Source organism: Ruegeria sp. AE4 (assembly GCF_056542185.1).
Map to the genome: position 1 here is coordinate 545115 of NZ_JBQFZK010000001.1, position 22682 is coordinate 567796.

General features: G+C 56.8%; 24 protein-coding genes. 8 read left to right on the forward strand and 16 right to left on the reverse strand.

The window, feature by feature from the left end; all coding sequences use genetic code 11:
* Positions 1-109: 109 nt before the first annotated feature.
* A complete protein-coding gene (locus tag ACR0EK_RS02745; RefSeq protein ID WP_480564813.1) occupies positions 110-1513 on the reverse strand; it encodes an aminotransferase-like domain-containing protein in 1404 nt (467 codons plus the stop codon).
* Between the two features lie 99 nt (positions 1514-1612).
* Between ACR0EK_RS02745 and ACR0EK_RS02750 the strand changes: the two genes are divergently transcribed.
* On the forward strand, positions 1613-1840 hold the full coding sequence (locus ACR0EK_RS02750) for a DUF1127 domain-containing protein (protein WP_480472702.1): 228 nt from the start codon (positions 1613-1615) through the stop codon (positions 1838-1840).
* Positions 1841-1901: 61 nt separating this feature from the next.
* Here the strand turns inward: ACR0EK_RS02750 and ACR0EK_RS02755 are convergent, their stop codons facing one another.
* Positions 1902-2345: a PaaI family thioesterase gene (locus tag ACR0EK_RS02755; RefSeq protein ID WP_480558422.1), complete on the reverse strand. Its 444-nt coding sequence runs from the start codon at positions 2343-2345 to the stop codon at positions 1902-1904.
* A gap of 58 nt (positions 2346-2403) precedes the next feature.
* Here ACR0EK_RS02755 and ACR0EK_RS02760 point away from each other — a divergent pair, with 58 nt between their 5' ends.
* From ACR0EK_RS02760 to gluQRS, 4 genes are all read left to right on the forward strand, one after another.
* Positions 2404-3189 carry an enoyl-CoA hydratase gene (locus ACR0EK_RS02760; protein WP_480564816.1) on the forward strand — a complete coding sequence of 262 codons (786 nt, stop codon included), beginning with the start codon at positions 2404-2406 and terminating at the stop codon, positions 3187-3189.
* A 255-nt stretch (positions 3190-3444) separates the two neighbouring features.
* Entirely contained in the window at positions 3445-4785 is a 1341-nt protein-coding gene (trmFO, locus tag ACR0EK_RS02765; RefSeq protein WP_480564819.1) for a methylenetetrahydrofolate--tRNA-(uracil(54)-C(5))-methyltransferase (FADH(2)-oxidizing) TrmFO, read from the forward strand.
* 37 nt (positions 4786-4822) lie between these two features.
* A complete protein-coding gene (locus ACR0EK_RS02770; RefSeq protein ID WP_480481000.1) occupies positions 4823-5437 on the forward strand; it encodes a class I SAM-dependent DNA methyltransferase in 615 nt (204 codons plus the stop codon).
* The gene (gene gluQRS / locus ACR0EK_RS02775) at positions 5434-6315 is read left to right on the forward strand and encodes a tRNA glutamyl-Q(34) synthetase GluQRS (protein ID WP_480564822.1); all 882 of its coding nucleotides are present in this window, start codon (positions 5434-5436) and stop codon (positions 6313-6315) included. Before ACR0EK_RS02770 ends, gluQRS begins: the two co-directional genes overlap by 4 nt.
* Before the next feature lie 3 nt (positions 6316-6318).
* Here gluQRS and hisI read toward each other — a convergent pair whose 3' ends face one another.
* A complete protein-coding gene (gene hisI / locus ACR0EK_RS02780; protein ID WP_480537831.1) occupies positions 6319-6708 on the reverse strand; it encodes a phosphoribosyl-AMP cyclohydrolase in 390 nt (129 codons plus the stop codon).
* Positions 6709-6756: 48 nt separating this feature from the next.
* Between hisI and ACR0EK_RS02785 the strand changes: the two genes are divergently transcribed.
* Positions 6757-7209 (forward strand): iron-sulfur cluster assembly scaffold protein, encoded by a 453-nt coding sequence (locus tag ACR0EK_RS02785; protein WP_480564825.1) that lies wholly within the window; start codon positions 6757-6759, stop codon positions 7207-7209.
* 58 nt (positions 7210-7267) lie between these two features.
* Complete coding sequence (locus tag ACR0EK_RS02790; protein ID WP_480553457.1) at positions 7268-7906, forward strand: MarC family protein; 639 nt, start codon at positions 7268-7270, stop codon at positions 7904-7906.
* Positions 7907-8090: 184 nt separating this feature from the next.
* Here the strand turns inward: ACR0EK_RS02790 and ACR0EK_RS02795 are convergent, their stop codons facing one another.
* The 5 genes from ACR0EK_RS02795 to sciP form a co-directional block, all read right to left on the reverse strand.
* Positions 8091-8213, reverse strand: coding sequence for a hypothetical protein (locus tag ACR0EK_RS02795; RefSeq protein ID WP_267366389.1), 123 nt, complete (start codon positions 8211-8213; stop codon positions 8091-8093).
* Between the two features lie 112 nt (positions 8214-8325).
* Positions 8326-10416, reverse strand: a complete 2091-nt coding sequence (gene recG, locus ACR0EK_RS02800) for an ATP-dependent DNA helicase RecG (RefSeq protein WP_480564828.1) — start codon at positions 10414-10416, stop codon at positions 8326-8328.
* A complete protein-coding gene (ligA, locus tag ACR0EK_RS02805; protein ID WP_480564831.1) occupies positions 10413-12665 on the reverse strand; it encodes an NAD-dependent DNA ligase LigA in 2253 nt (750 codons plus the stop codon). Before ligA ends, recG begins: the two co-directional genes overlap by 4 nt.
* A gap of 123 nt (positions 12666-12788) precedes the next feature.
* A complete protein-coding gene (ctrA, locus tag ACR0EK_RS02810; RefSeq protein WP_267364745.1) occupies positions 12789-13505 on the reverse strand; it encodes a response regulator transcription factor CtrA in 717 nt (238 codons plus the stop codon).
* 85 nt (positions 13506-13590) lie between these two features.
* Entirely contained in the window at positions 13591-13884 is a 294-nt protein-coding gene (sciP, locus tag ACR0EK_RS02815; RefSeq protein ID WP_480564834.1) for a CtrA inhibitor SciP, read from the reverse strand.
* Between the two features lie 128 nt (positions 13885-14012).
* Here sciP and mnmA point away from each other — a divergent pair, with 128 nt between their 5' ends.
* Positions 14013-15158, forward strand: coding sequence for a tRNA 2-thiouridine(34) synthase MnmA (gene mnmA / locus ACR0EK_RS02820; protein WP_480505229.1), 1146 nt, complete (start codon positions 14013-14015; stop codon positions 15156-15158).
* Here mnmA and ACR0EK_RS02825 read toward each other — a convergent pair.
* From ACR0EK_RS02825 to bamA, 8 genes are all read right to left on the reverse strand, one after another.
* Positions 15155-15700 carry a carboxymuconolactone decarboxylase family protein gene (locus ACR0EK_RS02825; protein ID WP_480564837.1) on the reverse strand — a complete coding sequence of 182 codons (546 nt, stop codon included), beginning with the start codon at positions 15698-15700 and terminating at the stop codon, positions 15155-15157. The genes mnmA and ACR0EK_RS02825 overlap by 4 nt on opposite strands.
* A gap of 98 nt (positions 15701-15798) precedes the next feature.
* Complete coding sequence (locus ACR0EK_RS02830; RefSeq protein ID WP_480472675.1) at positions 15799-16374, reverse strand: hypothetical protein; 576 nt, start codon at positions 16372-16374, stop codon at positions 15799-15801.
* The gene (gene lpxB / locus ACR0EK_RS02835; protein ID WP_480564840.1) at positions 16367-17533 is read right to left on the reverse strand and encodes a lipid-A-disaccharide synthase; all 1167 of its coding nucleotides are present in this window, start codon (positions 17531-17533) and stop codon (positions 16367-16369) included. The genes ACR0EK_RS02830 and lpxB overlap by 8 nt, the downstream gene beginning before the upstream one ends.
* A complete protein-coding gene (locus tag ACR0EK_RS02840) occupies positions 17533-18327 on the reverse strand; it encodes an LpxI family protein (protein ID WP_480558440.1) in 795 nt (264 codons plus the stop codon). The genes lpxB and ACR0EK_RS02840 overlap by 1 nt, the downstream gene beginning before the upstream one ends.
* A 4-nt stretch (positions 18328-18331) precedes the next feature.
* Entirely contained in the window at positions 18332-19117 is a 786-nt protein-coding gene (gene lpxA / locus ACR0EK_RS02845; protein WP_480564843.1) for an acyl-ACP--UDP-N-acetylglucosamine O-acyltransferase, read from the reverse strand.
* Positions 19114-19587: a 3-hydroxyacyl-ACP dehydratase FabZ gene (fabZ, locus tag ACR0EK_RS02850; RefSeq protein ID WP_267364735.1), complete on the reverse strand. Its 474-nt coding sequence runs from the start codon at positions 19585-19587 to the stop codon at positions 19114-19116. Before fabZ ends, lpxA begins: the two co-directional genes overlap by 4 nt.
* 73 nt (positions 19588-19660) lie before the next feature.
* Positions 19661-20182, reverse strand: a complete 522-nt coding sequence (locus tag ACR0EK_RS02855) for an OmpH/Skp family outer membrane protein (protein ID WP_480545593.1) — start codon at positions 20180-20182, stop codon at positions 19661-19663.
* A gap of 63 nt (positions 20183-20245) precedes the next feature.
* Complete coding sequence (bamA, locus tag ACR0EK_RS02860; RefSeq protein WP_267364733.1) at positions 20246-22606, reverse strand: outer membrane protein assembly factor BamA; 2361 nt, start codon at positions 22604-22606, stop codon at positions 20246-20248.
* Positions 22607-22682 lie beyond the last annotated feature (76 nt).

Below are 22682 nucleotides of genomic sequence, written 5' to 3' on the forward strand. Positions count from 1 at the left end.
TTCGATGGACGGGTTTTATGAGGTGCCTGCACGCAGGTCAAGCAACACTTGTCTTATTTATGTATGTAAAAACAAGAACTTAAAAAATAGGTATTATTTTACCCCACCCTCAAACGCTGATTTGTTCAGGCGGATTGTCCAATAGTATGCGCAGGCGTTGCATCGCGTCCTCGAACCGTTCCAGCGACACATGGCCATTCATGGCAATACGTACCGCGTTCGGCGCGCGCCCATCGCGCAGCGCGAATTCGTCGGCGGATCGGAGCTGTATCCCTTCCCTCTCGGCCGCGCGACTGAATGCAGCCGACCGCCAGCCAGACGGAAGGCTCAGCCAGACAAAGGGAACGTCCGGGCCCCAGTTCAGATCAAACCCACCCAGGGTATTGACGGCGACGCGTAGATAATCCCCCATCCGCGTGCGCACATCCTTGGCGATCTGGCGCGTGCGCGGATCGGACAGCAAATGACGGGTTAATTCCGCCAAGGGTTGGGCTAATCCGAAATATCCGTATTCAGCGGACCGGCGCAAATCCACACTTCTTTCTCTGGGGGCGATAGCAAAACCCACACGCAATGCCGGTGTCAGAATCTTCGAGATTGATGACACGTGCCATCCCCGTTCAGGCGCCAGCGCCCGAAAGCTGGGCTCTCGGGCATCGCCCATGCGATAGCAGTCATCTTCAATGATCTGCAAATCAAAGCGACGGGCAATCTCAACGATCTCTTTCCTCCGCTCCAACGGTGTGTGCGCGCCCGTTGGGTTCTGAACTTCTGGCGACACACAGACGGCCTGCGCTGTGGTCTGGCGCAGAACATGCTCCAACGCTGCGGGATCGACACCCCATTTGTCCATCTTCACACCGACCACTTCCGCGCGCATCAGTTCGCCTGCGCGACGGAACCCGGCATAAGACAGGTCCTCGACCAGCACGACAGGTTTGGGCCCGCGCAGGATCGTCTGAAACACAACGCAAAGCCCGTTCTGGCCACCATGTGTCAACACAATATCATCATGGGTCAGTGCACCCAGCGGAAGATCTGACAACCAGTCCACAACCGCCTGTCGCACGGGCTGGTACGCATCGCGCGTCGGGTAATTCAGAAACAAACCCGGATCGGCTTGCGACACTTTTTTCAGACATTCACGGATCAGGGACACCTGCCCCATATCCGCCAACCTAGGGCTGAACAGGCTTACATTGGCATTGTACTTGTCGTCGCGAAGATGCAGTTGCCGCGCCCAAACGTCGTCAAGAATGGGCGATTTCGGCGGCGCAACAAATGTACCACGTCCGACTTCGGCTTGTAACAACCCCTCATCTGTCAGGATTGTATAGGCGCGCGCGACTGTACCAGGTGTTATTTGCAGGCGATACGCCAGTTCGCGCACCGGAGGGAGTTTGACACCGACTTCCAAAGATTTGTTATCTATGGCTTTTCGAATTGTGTCAGCAACCAGAGTGTATTTCGGTCCTTTGGATTTCGGCAGCGCCTCTGGCCAAATTGTATCCATTACAATTCTTCCTTTGCTTTTGACACAATTTCGAATGTATCAGTCATGTGTATCAAGTACAGCTAATTTGTGTCAATACAATTTGAAAGGAATTCCGAGATGACACGCACAATGCACACCCCCGCCCTTCTGCTGCTGACCGACAGCCCCCGGCTGCCTCTGGCCGCTGCACTGGCCGTGCGGTTTGCGGCAGCGGTCACTCAATGGGAGCGTCGTCGCCGCAGCCGCGTCAATCTTAGTTATCTGGATGACCGCTTGCTGAAAGACGTCGGTCTGACCCGTCATGATGCGCGCCGCGAAGTAAAGCGCCATTTTTGGCAGATTTAACTGATCCCCAGTCCCATTATTGGGACCTCTTCCTGGGCCGGGGCTTGTCCCCGGTCTTTTTTTATCCGAATTTCGCGGCTGCAGACCCTGCTGGTGGCAGGGAATAGGTCATCGTCGCTCTGGCAACTGGGTCTTCTGCGCCATCGGAATACATAAGCACGTCACCGACGGCCAAAGTCCGGCCCAGTTTCAGCAGGCGACATTTGGCGATCATGTCCGTGTTGCCTTCTGGTTTGCGCAAAAAATCCAGGGAACTGTTCGTTGTGACCGCCAGGGATTGACGCCCTTTTCGCGCCAGAACCATTGCGTATACACAAACATCGGCCAACCCAAACATGGATGGCCCCGAAACCGTGCCCCCCGGCCGCAAATGCTGATCCTGCACAACAAGGCGCATAGTGATTGTATCTTCGGTCAGGTCCTCGACGACAAAGTCTTTGTGCACCTGCGGGAAAACCTGCTTAAGGTATTGTGACAGTTCGTCCCGGTTCATTGCCAACGCCATGCTTTCCCTCCTGCTCATACCGACCTAGAGTTGGCCCAACATGGGATCGGAGGGCAAGATGGCAATTCTGGAACGTAACGACACCGGCGCTGTTGCGCGGCTTACAATGAACGCCCCAGAGCGGCTGAACGCGCTGAGTGACGAGATGCTGTCGGCGCTTCAGGCTGAACTGGACACGTTGCGTAAAGACACGTCGATCCGGGCAGTGATCCTGGCGGGTCAGGGCAAGGCATTTTGCGCTGGCCACGATCTGAAACAGATGACGGCCGGACGCCAGTCCGAAGATGGCGGCAAAGCTTATTTCAATGACCTGTTTTCTCGCTGCGCGAAGGTGATGATGTCAATCCAGTCCCTGCCCCAGCCCGTCATCGCACAGGTCCACGGCATTGCAACCGCCGCCGGGTGTCAGTTGGTGGCCACCTGTGACATGGCCGTCGCCGCCGAAGACACGCGGTTTGGAGTGAACGGCGTTAATATCGGCTTATTCTGCTCCACCCCAATGGTGGCCCTCAGCCGCAATATCCCCAAAAAGCAGGCATTTGAAATGCTGACAACAGGAGAGTTCATATCAGCTGAACGTGCTGCCGATTTGGGTTTGGTCAACCGCGTTGTCCCCATGACGCATCTTAAACACGAAGCCAATGCGCTTGCAGAACAGGTTGCCTCCAAGCTAGGAGCCGCTGTCAAAATCGGTAAAGAGGCGTTTTATCAACAGCTTCTGATGCCGCTGGATCAGGCCTATGCCTATACCGGCGACGTAATGGCGCAAAACATGCTGTACCGGGATACAGAAGAAGGCATTTCAGCCTTTATCGAAAAACGCCCCCCAAATTGGTCCCAATAATGCAATTGTTTTGCACATTTTTCGCCACTGTTTTGAATTTTGCACTTTTCAAAAGGGCGACACTGTGGCAAAGCTGGGTCGAGGCCAAGGCCTCAGGACACTTTTGGGTCGCCGTGGGCGGAAGGTCCCTCCAGCTGGTCTCTCTCACCAGCGCTGACAATCCCGCAGCGGCGGCCCCAAGACCCCTTCGATAAAATTCGCGAAACCGCTTCGCCTCAGTTGCGCCCGATTGTGGTCTGCCCTATGTGGCATCGCATGACACAAGTTTTGCATATTGTAGGCGGCGGCATGGCCGGGTCAGAAGCGGCCTGGCAAGCTGCTGAAATGGGTGTGGGTGTTGTGATCCACGAAATGCGTCCGACCATCGGCACCTTTGCACATCAGACCGGCAATCTGGCGGAAATGGTGTGTTCGAACTCGTTCCGCTCGGATGATGATGAGCAGAATGCCGTGGGCCTGCTGCATTGGGAAATGCGCGCCGCCAATGGGTTGATCATGACAACGGCCGATGAACACCGCCTGCCAGCCGGTGGCGCGCTGGCTGTGGATCGTGACCCGTTTGCAGAAAGTGTGACCGCAAAACTTCGCACCCACCCGCGTGTGACGGTAACCGACGAAGAAGTGACGACCCTGCCCGACGAAGGCCAGTGGATCTTTGCGACCGGTCCCCTGACGTCACCCACGCTGGGTCAGTCCATCCAGGCCGAGACAGGGTCTGACGCACTTGCCTTTTTCGACGCCATCGCACCGATCGTCTATGCCGAGAGCATCGACATGAGCAAAGCGTGGATGCAATCACGCTACGACAAGGGCGAGACCGAAGAAGAACGCACAGCCTATCTGAACTGTCCGATGGACCGGGACCAGTACGAAGCCTTCATAGACGCGCTTCTGGCAGCAGATAAAACCGTATTTCACGAAGGAGAGACAGCAGGTTACTTCGACGGCTGTCTACCAATCGAGGTTATGGCCGAACGCGGTCGCGAAACGCTGCGCCATGGTCCGATGAAACCGGTCGGGCTGACCAACCCGCATGAGCCCGACGTGAAACCACATGCAGTGGTGCAGTTGCGCCGCGATAACGCATTGGGCACCTTGTTCAACATCGTGGGTTTCCAGACAAAGATGAAATACGGCGCCCAGACCGACGTGTTCCGTATGATCCCTGGCTTGGAAAATGCCAGCTTTGCCCGGTTGGGCGGCATTCACCGCAATACGTTCATCAACTCTCCCACGCTTTTGGATTCGCAAATGCGGTTGAAATCCAAACCCAACATTCGGTTTGCTGGACAGATCACGGGTGTCGAAGGCTATGTAGAAAGCGCCGCGATGGGGTTGCTGGCCGGTCGGCTGGCCGCCGCTCAGATTTTGGGGCGTGACCTGCCAACCGTTCCGCAAGACAGTGCAATGGGTGCTTTGATTCACCACATTACGGGCGGTGCCGAGGCCAAGACCTTTCAGCCGATGAACGTGAATTTCGGCCTGTTTCGCCCCGTGGATGGTCTGAAAGGCGGGCGTCGGGGTCGTAAAGACCGGTACAAGGCCTATACCGACCGGGCCAAAGCCGAATGGAGTACCTGGTTGGAGCATTGCTGACTGGACGCGTAATGCGGTCTCAGCCTAGCATGCTGGAATGAACGACACGTTTCTGAACAGCACATACAATCTCGGCACGCCTGAAGCGACTGAAGCGCACTATCAGAACTGGGCTGCAACCTATGAAAAGGAAGTTGGTGAACACGGTTACGCCACGCCGGGCCGTGTAGCAGCGGCTTTGTGGTCTTTCGCACCGAAGCCTCAGACACCTATTCTGGACTACGGCTGCGGCACCGGGTTGTCAGGGCTTGCCCTGCGCGCAGTTGGCTTTGAGGTCATCGATGGGATGGATCCAACAGAGAACATGCTTCAGGAAGCCGCCAGCAAAGGCGTTTACCGAGCATTGACCGGATTCGATATCGCCAAACCCGCGCCGTTGAAGCGTGGGGAGTACACGATGATCACAGCCATAGGAGTGATCGGAAAAGGTGCTGCCCCGCCCGAGACACTGGATTTGTTGATGCACGCACTGCCCAAGGGTGGTTTGCTTGGCTTTTCGCTGAACGATCATGCGTTGGCGGACCATAAATTCACTTGCCGTCTGACGGATTGGGTCGACATGGGGGCAGCACGTTTGTTATTTCGTGAACACGGTCCCCACCTGCCTGGTATCAACCTTAACTCTGACGTGTATGTATTAGAAAAAGCGTGACTCTTGTAACGCGCTTTGCGCCATCCCCAACAGGCCCCCTTCACCTTGGGCACGCGTATTCTGCGTTGGTTGCCAGCGATAGGGCCGCATCTGAAAGCGGCCGGTTCTTGCTGCGAATTGAGGATATCGATCGATCCCGCTCACGACAGCTATGGGAGGATCAGATATACAGCGACCTCAGATGGCTGGGGCTGACATGGCCAGAACCCGTAATGCGCCAATCGGATCGTATGGACGTTTACCATAAGGCGTTGGACCAGCTATGGGCGCAGGGGCTTTTGTATCCATGCACGTGTAATCGCAAAGATATCGCAGCAGCAGCCAGTGCGCCGCAGGAAGGCGCACCCATGCTTGGACCCGACGGGCTTGTTTATCCCGGGACCTGTCGAAAAAGGTTTGCTGGCAAAGATTTATCGAACCTTCCTCGTCCAACTCAGGACCCCTTGCGATTGGATGTGGTCAAGGCGTGTCAGGCGGTCCGCAACCCGGACAGGTACCAATTTCTTGAGTTGGGATCGGGTCCGGGCGGCGAAACCGGCATTATCACTTTCACGCCTGATGAGGTGGTTACCACCATAGGTGATGTAGTTCTGTCCCGCCGCGACATGGGGACGTCGTATCACTTGTCCGTTGTGCTTGACGATGCTGCTCAGGGCGTAACACAGGTGGTTCGAGGGCGGGACTTGTTCGAAGCAACCCGCATCCACGTTCTTTTGCAGGCGTTGTTGAACCTACCGAAACCCGAGTATTTCCATCATGATCTGATCCGCGATGATGCAGGCAAACGGCTGGCCAAACGTGACGATGCCCGCGCAATTGCAAAGTACCGGGCCGAAGGGGCCAGCCCAGATGACATACGCCGAATGGTTGGGCTTTGACCCCTATTCCATTGGCGCCATCAGTTCAGTTTCGTCCCCATCCCGAACGGCGGTAAAAAAACAGGTTCGTCGGTTGGTATGACAGGCTGCTCCGGTTTGACGGACGAGAACCAGTAGACAGTCCCGGTCGCAATCGATCCGGAAATCCACCAATTCCTGCACATGGCCCGAGGTTTCGCCCTTGATCCAGAAAGCCTGCCGCGAGCGTGACCAATAGGTCACCCGCCCGGTTTCGAGGGTCTTTTCAACCGCCTGTACATTCATCCAGGCCATCATCAGAACCTCGCCTGATGTTTCATCCTGCGCAATCGCCGGGATCAGACCCGCCTCATTAAATCTCAAAGTAGAGGGATCAAACACGACTGGGTCAGACATCTCAAAAACCTTTTGCATCCGGTGGGCTCGCCACTATGTATGGGTAACACACGACGAGGGAAAGCCATGAGCGGCGAGAACGACCTGATTAAGCTGTACTCTGGGCGCATTCTGGCGCTGGCTGCGGATATTCCGCATCTTGAGCGACTGGAAGATCCCGATGCAACCGTCAAGAAACGCTCACCTTTATGCGGATCGACAGTAACTGTGGACATCAAGGTTCGCGATGGTCAGATCAGTGCCTTTGGTCAGGACGTCAAAGCCTGCGCTTTGGGGCAAGCGTCCGCCTCGGTCGTTGGGGAAGCAATAATTGGCGCGTCGCGGGCGCAGGTCGAAGCTGCGCGCGATCAGTTGGCGGCCATGCTCAAGACTGGCGGCCCTGCACCTGAGGTGCCGTTTGATGGGCTTGAGGTGCTTATGCCCGCACGGGATTATAAAAACCGCCACGCGTCGATCCTGCTGGTTCTGGATGCCACGGCTGAGGCCATGGCGCAGGCTGAACAGGCCAACTGCGCCTGATTATAGCTATTTGGCGTAAACCCGTTTACCCTCTGCCCAGATTTCAGGAGGGATGGGTTTGAATAATTTGCTCGAGCATTTCGTGACGCTTTGGGTCGTTATCGACCCGATTGGAACAATTCCCGTTTTCATTGCAGTTACTGCCGGATTGGACGCGGCAGGCCGGCGGCGGACAGCGATGTTAGCAGCCGTGATAAGTGCTGCCGTATTGCTGTTCTTCCTTGTATTTGGTCAGGTGCTGATCGAAGCGCTGGATATCGGGTTGAATTCTTTTCAGGTCGCTGGCGGCATTATCCTGTTTCTGTTTGCCCTGACGATGATCTTTGGTGAAAGCAAACAAGAGGTCGAACAACGGCAAGCCGAAGAAGATCGTGAAGACGCGTACCACCAGCAGAACCCGGCGATTTTCCCGCTTGCCGTGCCTTCACTGGCATCCCCCGGCGCAATGCTGGCAATTGTTATCCTAACTGACAACCACCGTTACAGCATCGCGGATCAGGGTATCACAGCGCTTGTCATGCTTTCCGTATTGCTGGTTGCGTTTGTACTGATGCTTTTGGCCGAGCCCATCATTCGGCTGATCGGTCATTCAGGCGCGGCAATCATCAGCCGTGTCATGGGGATGATTTTAGCCTCGGTTGCTGCCAACTCAGTCCTGTCCGCGCTGTTGGAGATCTTCAAAACCGGCCAATTGTAAAAAAAGCCGCCGCGCTTTCCGGGCGAAAGGGCGGCGGCAGGTATTGCGTGTCTCGTGTGGGGTCCGGTGTACCGCGCGGGGCCGAGGCATGGCCCCTCAAGGGGTTTGGGACAGGCAGGTCACCCTTGACTGAAATGGGGATGACAGCGCGGATTTTTCGGCACGAGATCGCAGGCAGAAAGGCTTAGAAACCAACCGGCAGGTGAAGGGCCACCATCAGCATCACGACCAAAGACAACACGCCAACGGCATCCTGCAGGATAGTCGATTGCGCGCGGCTGAAAGCGGTCTTGATCTGGGTCAGCATAGGGTCACCTCCGGTCAGAGTTTTAATCCTTTGTTGACCTTTTGTTCTCATATTTCCAAGCGCAGGTAAAGAACTTTTTGAGAACATTTGTGAACTTTAGGGGACGCTAAAGCTAACCCACTGAAATCAAACGGATCGCCTGATCCTGTTTCATCAGCCAAAGCAGAACACGCGCGGCCTGTCCCCTGTCCGAGGTCAGCTTGGGATCGGTCGTCAGCAACGCCCGCGCATCGGATTGGGCGACTGCCATCAATCCTGCCTGACGTTCCAGGTCCGCGATATGGAATTTTGGCAACCCGGATTGCGCAGTACCAATCAGATCGCCCGCGCCTCGCATCTTAAGGTCAGTTTCCGAGATTCGGAAGCCATCCTCTGTCTCGCGCAGAACCTCCAGCCGCTTGCGCCCTCCGTCGCTGAGCGGTGGTTGATACATCAGCAAACAGGTGGATTCCGCATCCCCGCGCCCAACGCGCCCCCGCAACTGGTGCAATTGCGCGAGCCCAAAGATCTCGGCCCGTTCAATGACCATGATCGTTGCGTTGGGTACGTTCACGCCGACCTCGATCACCGTCGTGGCAACAAGGACCTTTGTTTGCCCGTTCTGAAATGCGCTCATTGCGGCGTCTTTGTCGGCTGGTGGCATCTGACCATGAACCAGCCCCACAACGCCCTCACCCAAAATGGCCCGCAGGCGTTTGAAGCGTTCCTCGGCCGCTGTAAGGTCTGAAACTTCGGATTCGTCGACCAGAGGACACACCCAGTAACACTGTCGCCCCTCATCAATCGCGCGCCGCAGGTGGGCGATGACTTCGTCCATACGCTGTGTGCTGACAATTGCCGTTTTGATCGGTTTTCGCCCCGGAGGCTTTTCATCCAGCACCGAAACATCCATGTCGCCATATTGCGCCAGCGCCAGACTGCGCGGGATGGGGGTGGCAGTCATCACCAGAACATCGGCCCCCTTGCCTTTTTCCGACAACTCCATCCTCTGCCGCACGCCAAACCGGTGCTGTTCGTCGACGATGGCCAATCTCAGCGCCTTGAATTCAACATCGCTTTGAAACACTGCATGTGTGCCAACCAGAATGTGAATATCGCCTTGTTTAAGCGCCTCAAGCTTGGCACGCCGCTCCGCGCCCTTGTCACGCCCGGTGAGCAGTTCCAGAACCACTCCGGTTTGCTCCGCCAGGGGGCGCAATCCTTCCAGATGCTGGCGCGCCAGAATTTCGGTCGGGGCCATCATCACGCCCTGCCCGCCTGCCTCAACCGCGATCAGAAGGGCCATGAAGGCCACCAGCGTCTTACCGGCGCCGACGTCGCCCTGTAACAGCCGGTTCATTCGGGCGTCAGACGCCATATCAGCCGAAATCTCATCAATGGCGCGCGTTTGTGCGCCAGTCGGGCGATATTGAAGGCTTGCCAGCACTTTCGATTGCAGTACCCCGGTTCCCACGCTGACGATCCCCCGCGACTTGTGCTCTCGTTGCCGGGCCAGAGCGAGCGTCAGCTGATGCGCAAACAACTCGTCATACGCCAACCTCTGACGCGCAGGGGCAAACGGCGCTACATCATCCGCGCCGCGCGGATTGTGACCGGCGTGAACGGCCGCCGACCAGCTCGGCCAGTTTTGCTGTGACACCTGCGCCGGATCGATCCATTCCTCTAGCTTGGGTGCGCGTGCCAATGCGCTGCGGCTGGCCTTGAACGCTGTTTTCTGCGTCAGCCCTTGCGTCAGGTGGTAAACCGGTTCGAATTCCGGGATATCTCCGGCCTGTTCAACGGGCAGCATGTGGTCTGGGTGCACCATCTGCGCCATACCGTCGAACAGTTCCAACTTGCCGGAAACCACGCGGCGTGATCCTTGTGGCAACGCTTTCTTCAGATACTCACCACGTGCGTGGAAAAAGACCAGCTGGAAATCGGCCTGACTGTCTTCGACATGAACGCGGTAGGCCCCCCCCTTGTTGCGGGGCGGCCTGTGCGGGCCAACTGTCACTTCGACAGTCAGAGTGGCCGGCAGGTCCACCCCTTGAATTGTATCCCGCCTGCGCCGATCCACCACGGCATAAGGCAGGCTGAACAGAACATCGCGCGGGGATTCCACCCCGGTCTGCGCCATTGCCTGTGCGGTCTTGGGGCCGACACCATCCAACGTTTCCAGCCCCGCAAATAGCGGGAAAAGCTGTTCGGGCCGTCCGCTCATGCGCCTTCTATCAGCTGAAGCCAGCCATCCTCGTCCAAAGTTTCGATCCCAAGTTCCGCTGCCTTTTTCGCCTTTGACCCGGCCCCGGGACCTGCGACCAGAATATCGGTTTTCTTGCTGACAGAGCCGGAAACCTTAGCGCCCAACGCCTCGGCCCGCGCTTTGGCTTCGGCGCGGGTCATCTTTTCCAGCGTTCCGGTGAACACTACGGTTTTACCCGCGACCGGACTGTCCGAGGCTGGCGCGTCGGGGGCGATAACCGTCAATTCGCTGCGCAGCGTGTCGAAAGCCCGTCGTTCCTCTTCATTGGCAAATGCGTCCGACAGCGAAAGTCCAAGCGTTGCGCCAATACCGTCGATGCCGATCAGCTCTGTCCAGGCGGCATTGGCATCGGCACCGACATTGGCATCCGCGATGGCTGCGTCCCGCACTTCTTTCACGCGCGCGCGACGCCCTTCAAGCTGGGCCGCCGCACGCTCGGCATCTTCCGCCTCATCCGCCCGCCTTTGGGCCAGCGCAGCCGGGCGTGCAGTGTCCAACGCCAGCGCCATTGCATCCCAGTCGCGGTAAAAAAGTGCCAGATCACGCGCGCCCACTTCACCAACATGTCGAATGCCCAGTGCGAACAACAAGCGCGCAAAGGGAATCTTCCGTTTTTCATCAATGGCTTCGAACAGGTTCCTGGCGGATGTTTCGCCCCACCCGTCCCGGTTTTTCAACCGCGTCAGACTAGCTGAGTCCCGCTGTTCCAGCGTGAAGATATCAGCTGGCGCATTGATCGGAAGGGTTGGATCACCATAGAACATTTCAATCTGTTTTGCACCCAGCCCTTCTATATCAAAGGCTTTGCGCGACACGAAATGTTTCAGCTTTTCAACGGCCTGCGCAGGACAGATCAGGCCGCCGGTGCACCGTCGAACCGCGTCGCCTTCTTCGCGGATCGCATCGCTCTCGCATTCGGGGCAATGTGTCGGAAAGGCAAAGGGGCGTGCATCGGCGGGGCGTTTGGACAAGTCGACATCCGACAGTTTGGGGATCACGTCGCCCGCGCGATAGACCTGAACCCAATCGCCCACTCGGATATCTTTTCCATCACGGATCGTGCCGCCTTTGGCGTCGCGCCCGGCGATGTAATCCTCGTTGTGCAAAGTGGCATTGGAGACGACCACCCCGCCAACCGTTACAGGATGCAACCGTGCCACGGGGCTGAGCGCCCCTGTACGACCAACCTGAATGTCGATCGCCTCCAATCTGGTCCAGGCCAGTTCGGCTGGGAACTTATGCGCAATTGCCCATCTTGGCGTCGTTGAGCGGAAACCCAGACGTGCCTGCAAAGACAGATCGTTTACCTTGTAGACGACCCCATCGATGTCATACCCCAAAGTCCCACGCTGCGCTTCGATATCCCGGTAATGAGCGATCATGTCCTCAGTCGTGGCACATAGGCGCGTCAAGGAATTCGTGGGAAAGCCAAGGGTCGCAAGACGCTCAATTGCTCCAATCTGAGTATCTGCCAAAGGCTCTGACAGTTCACCCCATGCATAGGCGAAGAAGCGCAATGGGCGGGAACGGGTAATTTCCGAATCCAGCTGGCGCAGTGACCCTGCCGCTGCATTGCGCGGGTTGGCAAAGGGTTTGCCCCCCCGTTCAGCCTGCCGCTCATTCAACGCTTCAAAATCGGAATGAGACATGTAAATCTCGCCCCGGACCTCAAGAATTTGGGGCGCGTTCTCGATCAGCTGTGGGATATCGGGGACTGTGCAGGCGTTGGCCGTCACGTTCTCGCCAACTTCACCGTCACCCCGCGTCGCGGCCTGAACCAGCTGTCCGTTCTCATATCGCAAGGACAAAGACAGGCCGTCAATCTTGGGTTCAGCTGTGAAAGCCAATGGCGCACCTGCATCAAGGCCCAGATATTTGCGAATCGAGGTGTCGAAATCGGTAATGTCCCCATCGTCGAACGCATTTCCCAGTGACATCATTCGGACGGCATGAGTAACTTTTGAAAACCCGTCCGCCGGTTTGGCCCCGACTTGCTCTGTCGGGCTGTCAGCACGTTTCAGGTGGGGGAAACGCGCCTCGATCTCGGCGTTTCTGCGTTTGAGGGCATCATAATCCGCATCCGACAACTCGGGCGCATCTTCTGCGTGATACAGAGTGTTGGCTCGCGACAGGATGTCCGCCAACCGCGCCAGTTCGGCACGCGCCTCATCATCCGTCAGGTCTGATATGGGAATGGAATTGCTCATGGCCTCGCCCTGTCACGCGTTCTTGGACCTCAGTGATAGGGCGAGGCCATGGCCAGGTCCAGATGTGCTGAGCCGTGAGTGCAATGTGCCGCCCTGGACTACCAGCGACACAAACGGTTCAAATCAGAGGCCGACCGCCATTCGCGTCTCGTCCAGAGTGTTGCTTTGCGGGTCGCGCAACACGTAGCCCCGCCCCCAAACGGTTTCGATATAATTCTCACCACCAGTTGCGTTGCTGAGCTTTTTGCGCAGTTTGCAGATGAAGACGTCGATGATCTTCAGCTCGGGTTCGTCCATGCCGCCATATAGGTGGTTCAGAAACATTTCCTTGGTCAGAGTCGTACCCTTGCGCAAGCTGAGCAATTCCAGCATCTGGTACTCTTTTCCTGTCAGGTGCACGGTTTTTCCGTCCACCTCGACGGTTTTGGCGTCCAGGTTAACGGCCACGCGACCTGTGTGGATGATGGACTGCGAATGCCCTTTCGACCGGCGGATGATGGCATGGATACGAGCCACCAGTTCTTCACGGTGGAAGGGCTTGGTCAGGTAGTCATCCGCGCCAAACCCGAAGCCTTTGATCTTGCTGTCCGTATCATCTGCACCCGATAGGATCAGGATCGGTGTTTCCACCCTGGCAATCCGCAACTGGCGCAACACTTCATGCCCGTTCATGTCTGGCAGGTTCAGGTCCAGCAAGATCAGGTCGTAATCGTAGAGCTTTGCCAGATCGATACCTTCTTCGCCAAGATCCGTTGCATAGACGTTAAGGTTCGCATGCGTCAGCATCAGTTCGATGCTTTTGGACGTGGTCGGATCATCCTCGACAAGAAGTATACGCATTTTCACTGCTCCAATTCGGGTCAATAATTCCAATTAAAATTAAACCTGACCAAGAATGGTTAATCTGACGTTACCGTTGAATCATTTATTCCCGCTCACCTATAGGTTGTCGATACTTTTTTAAGGCCGTGGCTTTTAAAGCCTCGACACCGTGTTCCGCGACCAGAGAAACCCAGCCGTTGAATTCTTCGTCGCTGATGCCGTATTTCTGTTTTGCCTCAGACAGGCTGATCAGCCCGTAAAGTACCCCACGCACGACCAGAATCTTGCGGGAGGCTACCCACCGCCTTGTGCTTGTCGGCGGCAGATCGGCGCGCGTCAGTATGGATCCATCCGGCAGAGAAACAAACCTTGGCCCTTCCACTTTGTGCAAATACATCGCTTTACCCTTTTTGCTGCATCAAAGCTGGCGCCAGCCTACTTAAGGTCGTATGAAACCGCCCCTTGAGAGTGTGTAGAATTTTCCTATATTCTGCCGGTCTTTCTTAACCCGGACAGGAACCGCCAATGGCCCTCGACACCGAGACCCCGCTGAACTCGCTTGGCTTTGCCAAACCGCCGTCGGAAACGCGGGTGGTTGTGGCCATGTCAGGGGGCGTCGATAGCTCTGTCGTCGCGGCCTACTTGGCCGATCAGGGCTATGATGTGGTGGGGGTGACACTGCAACTCTATGACCATGGCGCGGCTCTGGCCAAGAAAGGGGCGTGCTGTGCCGGGATCGATATCCACGATGCGCGCCGCGTAGCGGAAGAGCGTGGATTTCCCCATTATGTTCTGGACTATGAAAACATCTTCAAGGACGCGGTGATCGATGAATTTGCGGAAAGCTATCTGGCAGGCGCAACACCCGTCCCCTGCATTCGCTGCAACGAGCGCGTAAAATTCAAGGACCTTCTGGAAACCGCCAAGGATCTTGAGGCCGACTGTATGGCCACCGGGCACTATATCCAACGCAAGATGGGGCCAAACGGCCCGGAACTGCACAGCGCCGAAGACGCTAACCGGGATCAATCCTATTTCCTGTTCTCGACAACGCCCGAACAGCTTGATTTCCTGCGCTTCCCGTTGGGTCATTTGCCGTCAAAAGACGCGACCCGCGAAATGGCGGCTCAATATGGGTTGTCTGTGGCGGACAAACCCGACAGTCAGGACATCTGCTTTGTGCCCGACGGCAACTATGCCAACGTCATTGAAAAGCTGCGCCCCGGTGCTGCGGAACCGGGTGAGATTGTTCATGCCGATGGCCGCGTTCTGGCGCAGCACAACGGGGTGATCCAATACACGATCGGCCAAAGGCGCGGCTTGGGCATCGGCGGCCTGAGCGAGCCGCTTTATGTGGTCAAGCTGGACGTGGACAAAAAACAGGTCGTTGTCGGCCCCAAAGAGATGCTGGCAACGCGTGTCGTTCCCGTGCGTGAGATCAACTGGCTGGGCGATGAAGCCTTCACATCGCGCGAAGAATGGCACCTGTCAGTCAAGGTCCGTTCGACCCGCCCCCCGCGCGAGGCCATTATTCGACCGCTGTCCGACACCGCTGCTGAGGTGGAATTGCTGACACCCGAAGAAGGCATCTCGCCCGGTCAGGCCTGCGTCTTCTATGCCTCAGAAGGCAGCCGCATCTTTGGCGGTGGCTGGATCTGGCGCGGATACTAGGCTGAAACGGGTTCAACCACGGGTTCGATCTGGATCTGAAGCGCATCGTTGAACCGGTTGAATGCACCGCACAATGCGATGCGCCAGGTTAACTCGACAATCTGGGCATCGCTGAACCAGTCCCGCAGGCCGGAAACCTCGGCGTCGCGCATGCGGCCTGATCGTGTCGTCACCGCCTCGGCGTATCGCACGACTGCCTTGTCGCACGCGTCCAGTTCGGGGTGGTTGTCGACATCTGGCAGGCGCGCCGCGCCTTCGGGGCTGAGACCTGCAACCGTCAACAGCGGAGTATGATGCGAGACGCAGTAGTCACAGGCGTTCAATTTGGAAACCGTCACCATGGCCAGTTCCAGCGCACGACGCGGCAAGGTTTGCTGTTCCCGCAACGCCGTCAACATGCCCGCGACATGTTCCAGAACCGGTGGACAATGTGCGGCAACCCGGGCCCAATTGTCGAACGGGCCATAAGCACCCAAAGCCGCATGTGACGCGCGTGTCTCGTCTGCCATCTCAGGGTCTGACAAAGGGGGGATGCGGGTCATGATGAAATCTCCTTTTCAGCGAGGATATCTTAAGTCCGCACCGCTGCAACAGACGGTCTCGGATAACAAACCCGAGACGGAATGCCGAAACAGGCCTGTTACAGGGCATCCGTGGGCGAATTGAAGAGGATGTAAAGCCCGACGCAGACCATGATATATGGGGCGATCCGATCCATACGGGCGACGCGTGGCCCAAGGCTTTTGGCCCGAGGTGCGCCCCAGGCGGCAACTACGACCAGAACTGAAGCGGCCAGTGCTGCGCCGATCAAGGCGGCAACACGGTATGAAGGGGCAGACTCCGCCAATAGCGGTGTCATGACCGCGAAACTGTCAATCGACAGGCTCAGGAACAGGGAAACCACCGATGTTACGGCCCCTTTTACCTCGGTTCCTTCAGAATTGGCCCCGAAAAACTGCCGCCAGATTCCGCGCAAACCAAAGGCCAGTGGTACAAGACCCAGAAACCCGATCCAAAACGGTGCGCCGCTCTGGTCAACACCCAATGCGACGGTCATGGCCAATGTCAGAACAATTGTCTGCGCGACGGCAAAGCCAATGATGGCGCGGCGTTGCTCGATCACCAATATCAAACCCAGTAGGACGGCCAGATTGTCCAGATTGGTGGATATCATGGCAACCCCGGCTGAAGCGGCGAACAGCGTGTGATCAAGCATTCTTAATCTGCATTCTGTCCAGCACAGCTCGTGCCGCCCGCAACCCCGGAGCTTCTCCTCCGCGCCCCAACCGTTCCATTGTCAGGTTCATCGCGAGTTGCTGAGCGTCAGGGGCATTGGTCACATCATGCAGGGCTTTGGCGATCTTGTCTGGCTGGCAATCGTTCAGCAGGCATTCAGGCACGGCGCGTGTTTCAGATACCAGATTGACCAATGTAACAGTGTCCAGCTTGACCATGCGTTCGGCCATTTTCTGGGTCAGCCAATTGAGTTTGTAGGCGATCACCATAGGTGTATTCTGCGCCGCCAGTTCCAAAGAAACCGTACCCGAAGCGGCCAGCGCGATACATGCCGTGCCAAAAGCCGCGCGTTTTTCGACCGTGGCTTGCCCGGCCCCCATTTGTCGCGGGTCGAGCACTATTGGTGCGCCCGGCCAGCTTTGCGTCAGAGCGTTGACCAGGTCAGTTGTCGCACCCACGGTTGGAACCACGACACGATAACTGGGATGGTCCGTCAAAAACAGCCGCAATGCCTCACCGAACGTGTCTGCCAGACGTTCGATCTCACCCCGGCGCGATCCGGGCAGAGCCAGCAGGACAGGTGCATCCCCTAGGTCGTACCTGCTCCGGAAGGCCGCAATCTCGGCCTGTGTTGCCGTCGGTTCGCTGGCAACAGGGTGGCCGACAAAGTCGCACTCCATCCCTGCCCGCTCCATGTATGGCGGCTCAAACGGAAGCAGTGCCAGCACATGGTCGATGACCTTTGCCATTTTGTCCGCTCGCCCCGGACGCCAGGCCCAGACACTGGGCGCGACGTAATGCACGGTGCGGATATCACTGGCGACTTTGACGATTTTGGCGACACGCAGGCTGAAATCGGGGCTGTCGATGGTGATCAGAACGTCCGGCCGCGTGTCCAACACTGCTTGCGCGGTCTCCGAGATTCGACGCTTGAGGTGGAAAAACTTCGGCAGAACCTCGATCAAACCCATCACCGAAAGTTCCGACATCGGAAACCGGCTGGTCAGCCCCTGAGCCGCCATCAATGGTCCGCCCACGCCGTCGAATTCAATATCGGGGATCAGTGTTTTCAGCCCCTCCATCAACGCGCCGCCCAGCCGGTCGCCCGAAGGTTCACCGGCGACCAGAAAGACGCGCATCAGACCGCCCGCTCGCGAATATACAGGAACAGCCCAAGGCGGTTACATTCGGCGATGACCTGTTCTTTGTCCAAAACCAACACACCGCCCTTTTCCAGAACGATGCCAGACAAGCCTGCCGCGACCGCATCCGTGACGGTATCTGGCCCGATGGCCGGCAGATCAGCACGCCGATCTTGATCGGGCTTTGGGCCTTTGAACAGTATGCCGCCCCCCGCGTCCGGGCGTTGCGTCAGGGATTGAAGCATCCAGGCGGTTCCAAAGATGCCTTCGATTGCCAACACCTGCCCTTTTGAGACTGCACAGGCCTGACCAATATCCACAGCCCCCATGGCCCGCAGAATTCCGGCAGCGCGGTCTGCATCTGCCATATCACTCTCGGATGGGTGCACATCAGTCAGACAGCCCAAAGGCGGCAACAGGCCAGGGGCGATTTCATGCGCGGCGCACACCCGCAATCCTGCGCCTTCCAACAGGCCAATGACAGCCCGCAATGCTCCGTCATCACCCGACAGCATGGCCTGCTGGATCACCGGAACCAATGGCATCGTCGCCGCGTCAATACGTTTAGGATCAACCTTCGGGCGCCGAACTGCGCCGGCCATACAAATCTCGGTCACGCCCTTCGCCTGAAGCCCGGCAATAAAACTGCCAAGCTGTTCAAGCGGAAACACGATATCTGCGACCAGATCATCCGGCAGGAACCCTTCCATCGCGCAGATCAGCGGACGTTCCGCCAGTTGGGCAACCAATTCGGTCGGCAGTGCCCCGGTTCCCGCAATCAACGCAAGCATGTTCCTATTTCCTCGGTGTCAGGAACGACCGATCGCTGTGTCCGGTGACAAAATCAACGATCCGCTGCACATAGTCGCTGTCGTTACCCTGACCAAGACGGTAGGCGCGATCCATGAATGTTCCATCGCCTTCAGACAGCTCCTTGAACGCGGCACGCAACGCCGAGATGTCTTCGCGCGAAACACCTTTACGCTTGAGACCCACGAGGTTCAGACCTTCAAGCTCACCCCGGGAGGCTTGTACCAAACCGTAGGGAATGACGTCCTTTGGCACCATGGTGAGCGCACCGATGATCGCCCCGCGACCAACACGCACCCACTGGTGCAGGCCCGAAATGCCACCGACGATCACATCATCCTCGACGATGCAGTGACCAGCTGCCCCTGCGTGGTTCACCATGATAACCCGGTTGCCGATCTGCACGTCATGGGCCACATGAACACCTGCCATCAGCAGGCAATCATCCCCGATCCGGGTTACACCGCCGCCACCTTCGGTCCCGGTATTGATCGTCACGTGCTCGCGAATGCGGTTGCGCTGACCGATTTCAAGGCGCGTGTTTTCACCGCCAAATTTCAGGTCCTGCGGAATCTCACCGATCACCGAAAAATTAAAGATCACGGTGTCTTCGCCAATCGATGTGTCACCGGTCACAACGACATGAGACTTCAGTTCGACCCGATCAGCCAGTTTTACATTGGCGCCCACATAGCTAAAAGGACCGATGACGCAATCCTGCCCGATCTGCGCCCCGTCTTCGATAATTGCGCTGGGGTGGATACGGCTCATGTTGTTTTTTCCATATCCCAATCGACATAGGCCGAGAATTCTGCCTCGGCGGCCACTTCACCATCAACAGTTGCGCGGCCGTTGAATTTGAAAAGCTTGCCACCTTTCTTGCCGCGAACCGTTTCGACATGCATTTCCAGGACGTCGCCAGGAACAACTTTCCTGCGGAATTTGCATTTGTCGATGCTCATGAAATAGATCAGCAACTCGGTGTCGATGACATCCATACCCACGCCCAGCATTACGCCTGCTGTCTGCGCCATCGCCTCGACGATGGTAACACCCGGCATGATCGGTGTTCCCGGGAAGTGGCCCTGGAAATGCGGCTCGTTCATGGTGACGTTCTTGATACCTCGGGCTGATTGATAGCCAGAGATGTCCACCACCTTGTCGACCAGCAAAAACGGATAACGATGCGGCAGGATCCTTTGGATCAACTGAATATCGGCGCTTTTGGGTTCCGTTGTCATGATTCAGGTATCCCGTTCTGAATGTTTCTTTTTCAGCGTGGTTAGCAATACAGCCTCGCAAGGGCAAGCGAACCTATTCGCTTGTGTCCTTTTGCAACCCGCTGCCATCGCCAATTGCCGTGTTCACGCGGATTATCGCGGCCTCGGTGATATCTGACGTGCTTACAACGACATTGGAGCGTTCGATGATCACGCTGGCCCCGAATTCGCGTAGCAAATCAACAAGGATCGGGCGAACAATTTCAAAAAACGTTTGCTGCGCTTCCTCGCTACGACGTGCCAGCGCGTCCAGCTTTGCCCTTTGTCCGTCTCGATGGGACTGAACCTTGACATCGAACGCTTCGGCCAGCGGGCGAAACTCCTCCGCTGGCATGGTCGCACGCTTTTCGGTCAGGTCTTTTTCTTCTCGGCTGAGTTCCGCGACAATCCGTTCATTTTCTTCCGCAAGCATTGCGCTTTCTTTTTCGATCTCGCGCAACACACGTTGCCCAAATGCGGAATTCTTGAACAGCTGCTCACCGGACAACGTAACCACGCTGGCTTGCGGAACACCTAGCTGCTGCGCATCAGCCGAAGGGGCCTGAAACAGCATCATAAATGCACACAGGGCCCAAAGCGGGCCCTGTATCAAGGTAAAGAACCTGTTCGTCATCGCAGATCAGAACCGGGCCTGAATGGTCAGGTCAAAGTTCTGTTCCTTGTCGAACGTTTCCTTTTTCAGAGCCTTCGAGAAGTTGAACTGCAAAGGTCCAAACGGCGTTTCCCACAAGACCGAGATACCGATAACGTGACGAATGGACCCGTCTGCGCCAACGATATTTGCCCCTGCGGTGTTCACATCGTTGATGTTGTAAAGGTTTCCAACGTCATAGAACAGACCGCCCCGCAGGCCCAGTTCCTCGGGCAGACCCAAGGGGAAATCGGTTTCAAAACGCGCGACCCAGTAATAGTTGCCGCCGATGGCATCGTCCTGACCATTGGACAAATCACGCGGGCCAAGACCCGCAGGCTCAAAACCGCGGAAAGTACGAGGCCCCAACACAAAACGGTCGACGGTGCGGCTGAAGTCATTTCCACTCCAATTCAACGCACCCAGCTCCAATGTGGCCCGTAGTACCACTTCTTCATTCCAGACCCGCGTTTGGGCGATACCGCGCGCAGTGGTTTTGAAATACTTGTTATCACCACCAAGGCCTGCCGCGTCGACGCCCACCTCGAACAGAACACCAGAATTCGGGTCCAGACCACCAATCCGGCTGTCATAAATGTAGGACAGTCCCAGTGAACTGGACGTCCGTTTGCCTTGCGCGATCTCGGATGCGATCACTGCGCCATTGGTCTGATTGCTTTGTTGCGTCATCTCGCTGCGGTCCCAGCCATAGCGCAGACGAAGAGCGGACAGTTCACCGATTGCATAGGTCAGCTGAGGTGTGAAGAACAACGAGCTCGTGTCGTAGCTGGCAAAGCCGGAATTGGTCGCCGACAGTCCCAGTCCAAGATCGAAACGCAGCTTTCGGCCCAGCAAATAGGGTTCGGTGAAGTTAATCGTGTACTGTTCTGAATCCTGTGCTGTCGAGATCGAAACACCAAGATTCTGACCGCGTCCCAGGAAATTTGCCTCGTTCAGGCCGATTGCAATCCCGAAGCCGTCTGTGACCGAGTAGCTGCCGCCAAGGCTCAGCGAACCTGTAGGCTGTTCCTCGACATCCACATCCAGAATGACCTGGCTGGGTGACGACCCTTCCCGAGGCTCGACCTCCGCAACTGCAAAGAACCCAAGCGCATTGATGCGTTCCGCGGCCTGACGGATTTCACGCGGGTTGAAGGGGTCACCTTCTACAGTGTCAAACTGGCGGCGGATCACACGGTCCAGCGTGGTGGTGTTGCCTTCGATATCGATCCGTTCAACAAAAATCCGCGGACCTTTCGTCAGAACAAATTCAATGTCCAGGGTAAGATCACGGTCATTGCGCGTCACACGCGGTTCAACCCGCAGGAAATCGACACCCTGTTTCAACCCAAGGCGTTCTTGCCGCGCGATCGAGTTTTCCACCAGCGTCGGCGTATACGTCACGCCCGGTTTGATTTTCAGCACATCCTGATAAGGCGCTGCATCAACGCCGGCGATTTCACTAACCGTCGTGATCTTTCCAAACGAGAACTTTTGGCCTTCGGTGACGTTCATCACCAGAAAGAACGCATCCCGTTCGCGGGTGAATTCGACGTTGGCGCTGTTCACACGGAAATCGATATAGCCCCGCGACAGGTAGAAATCGCGAATGACCTGTTTGTCGAATTCAATGCGGTCGCCGATAAATGTGTCGTTGCGGAAGAACGTCCGCAGGAAGGTTGCCTGTTTGGTTTCCAGAACCCGGCGTAGCCTCCGGTCCGAATAGGCGCGGTTGCCGACAAAGCTGACGCGCTCGACCTCAATGGTCGTGCCTTCTGCCACTTCAAAGACCAGATCAACCCGGTTGTCGCTGCGACGGATAATGCGAGGAATAACGGTTGCCGCGACGCGACCCTGGGCCGAATACACTTCGGCAATGGTGTCGGCGTCTGCTTCGGCCGCCTGTGGCGTAAAGACCCGGCGGGGTTGCGACGAGATCACGTCCAGAAGAACGTCGTCTTTGACGCGAGCGTTCCCTTCGATGCTAATCTGGTTGATCGTTGGATATTCCTGGACCTGAATGACCAGAGTCGTGCCGCGCGGCGTCAGTTCAACTGTCTCAAATACACCACTGTCAAGCAAACGCTGATAGGCATCATTAAGCTGCCCGGCAGTTACAGTCTGGCCCGGTTCGATTCCGGTCCGAGCGATAATTGTTCCGGTTTCGATCCGGCGGTTCCCCTCAACATCGAACGAGTTGATTGTGTAGTTTTGCGCCGATGCCGCATGCGGAAACGCCAGTAAACTTACCGCAACAAAAAGGAAAAAAACCGTTAGCGCCTGCCACAAAATATTGTTTGTCGGCATATGCCCCCCGCAGGATGTGCCTGCGTCTCGCCTGTCAGTCATTTTATGCTCTACCCAGAATTTTGAGACTTTAATGCTGAGTAACGGGATTGAATGAGCTTGTCAAAAGGCGATATCG

What these genes read in the sequence shown, in the direction of transcription:
- ACR0EK_RS02745 (WP_480564813.1), bottom strand. Translation starts at nt 1,513, where the DNA reads ATGGATACAATTTGGCCAGAGGCGCTGCCGAAATCCAAAGGACCGAAA.
- ACR0EK_RS02750 (WP_480472702.1), top strand. Translation starts at nt 1,613, where the DNA reads ATGACACGCACAATGCACACCCCCGCCCTTCTGCTGCTGACCGACAGC.
- ACR0EK_RS02755 (WP_480558422.1), bottom strand. Translation starts at nt 2,345, where the DNA reads ATGGCGTTGGCAATGAACCGGGACGAACTGTCACAATACCTTAAGCAG.
- ACR0EK_RS02760 (WP_480564816.1), top strand. Translation starts at nt 2,404, where the DNA reads ATGGCAATTCTGGAACGTAACGACACCGGCGCTGTTGCGCGGCTTACA.
- trmFO (WP_480564819.1), top strand. Translation starts at nt 3,445, where the DNA reads ATGACACAAGTTTTGCATATTGTAGGCGGCGGCATGGCCGGGTCAGAA.
- ACR0EK_RS02770 (WP_480481000.1), top strand. Translation starts at nt 4,823, where the DNA reads ATGAACGACACGTTTCTGAACAGCACATACAATCTCGGCACGCCTGAA.
- hisI (WP_480537831.1), bottom strand. Translation starts at nt 6,708, where the DNA reads ATGCAAAAGGTTTTTGAGATGTCTGACCCAGTCGTGTTTGATCCCTCT.
- ACR0EK_RS02785 (WP_480564825.1), top strand. Translation starts at nt 6,757, where the DNA reads ATGAGCGGCGAGAACGACCTGATTAAGCTGTACTCTGGGCGCATTCTG.
- ACR0EK_RS02795 (WP_267366389.1), bottom strand. Translation starts at nt 8,213, where the DNA reads ATGCTGACCCAGATCAAGACCGCTTTCAGCCGCGCGCAATCGACTATC.
- recG (WP_480564828.1), bottom strand. Translation starts at nt 10,416, where the DNA reads ATGAGCGGACGGCCCGAACAGCTTTTCCCGCTATTTGCGGGGCTGGAA.
- ligA (WP_480564831.1), bottom strand. Translation starts at nt 12,665, where the DNA reads ATGAGCAATTCCATTCCCATATCAGACCTGACGGATGATGAGGCGCGT.
- ctrA (WP_267364745.1), bottom strand. Translation starts at nt 13,505, where the DNA reads ATGCGTATACTTCTTGTCGAGGATGATCCGACCACGTCCAAAAGCATC.
- sciP (WP_480564834.1), bottom strand. Translation starts at nt 13,884, where the DNA reads ATGTATTTGCACAAAGTGGAAGGGCCAAGGTTTGTTTCTCTGCCGGAT.
- mnmA (WP_480505229.1), top strand. Translation starts at nt 14,013, where the DNA reads ATGGCCCTCGACACCGAGACCCCGCTGAACTCGCTTGGCTTTGCCAAA.
- ACR0EK_RS02825 (WP_480564837.1), bottom strand. Translation starts at nt 15,700, where the DNA reads ATGACCCGCATCCCCCCTTTGTCAGACCCTGAGATGGCAGACGAGACA.
- ACR0EK_RS02830 (WP_480472675.1), bottom strand. Translation starts at nt 16,374, where the DNA reads ATGCTTGATCACACGCTGTTCGCCGCTTCAGCCGGGGTTGCCATGATA.
- lpxB (WP_480564840.1), bottom strand. Translation starts at nt 17,533, where the DNA reads ATGCGCGTCTTTCTGGTCGCCGGTGAACCTTCGGGCGACCGGCTGGGC.
- ACR0EK_RS02840 (WP_480558440.1), bottom strand. Translation starts at nt 18,327, where the DNA reads ATGCTTGCGTTGATTGCGGGAACCGGGGCACTGCCGACCGAATTGGTT.
- lpxA (WP_480564843.1), bottom strand. Translation starts at nt 19,117, where the DNA reads ATGAGCCGTATCCACCCCAGCGCAATTATCGAAGACGGGGCGCAGATC.
- fabZ (WP_267364735.1), bottom strand. Translation starts at nt 19,587, where the DNA reads ATGACAACGGAACCCAAAAGCGCCGATATTCAGTTGATCCAAAGGATC.
- ACR0EK_RS02855 (WP_480545593.1), bottom strand. Translation starts at nt 20,182, where the DNA reads ATGATGCTGTTTCAGGCCCCTTCGGCTGATGCGCAGCAGCTAGGTGTT.
- bamA (WP_267364733.1), bottom strand. Translation starts at nt 22,606, where the DNA reads ATGACTGACAGGCGAGACGCAGGCACATCCTGCGGGGGGCATATGCCG.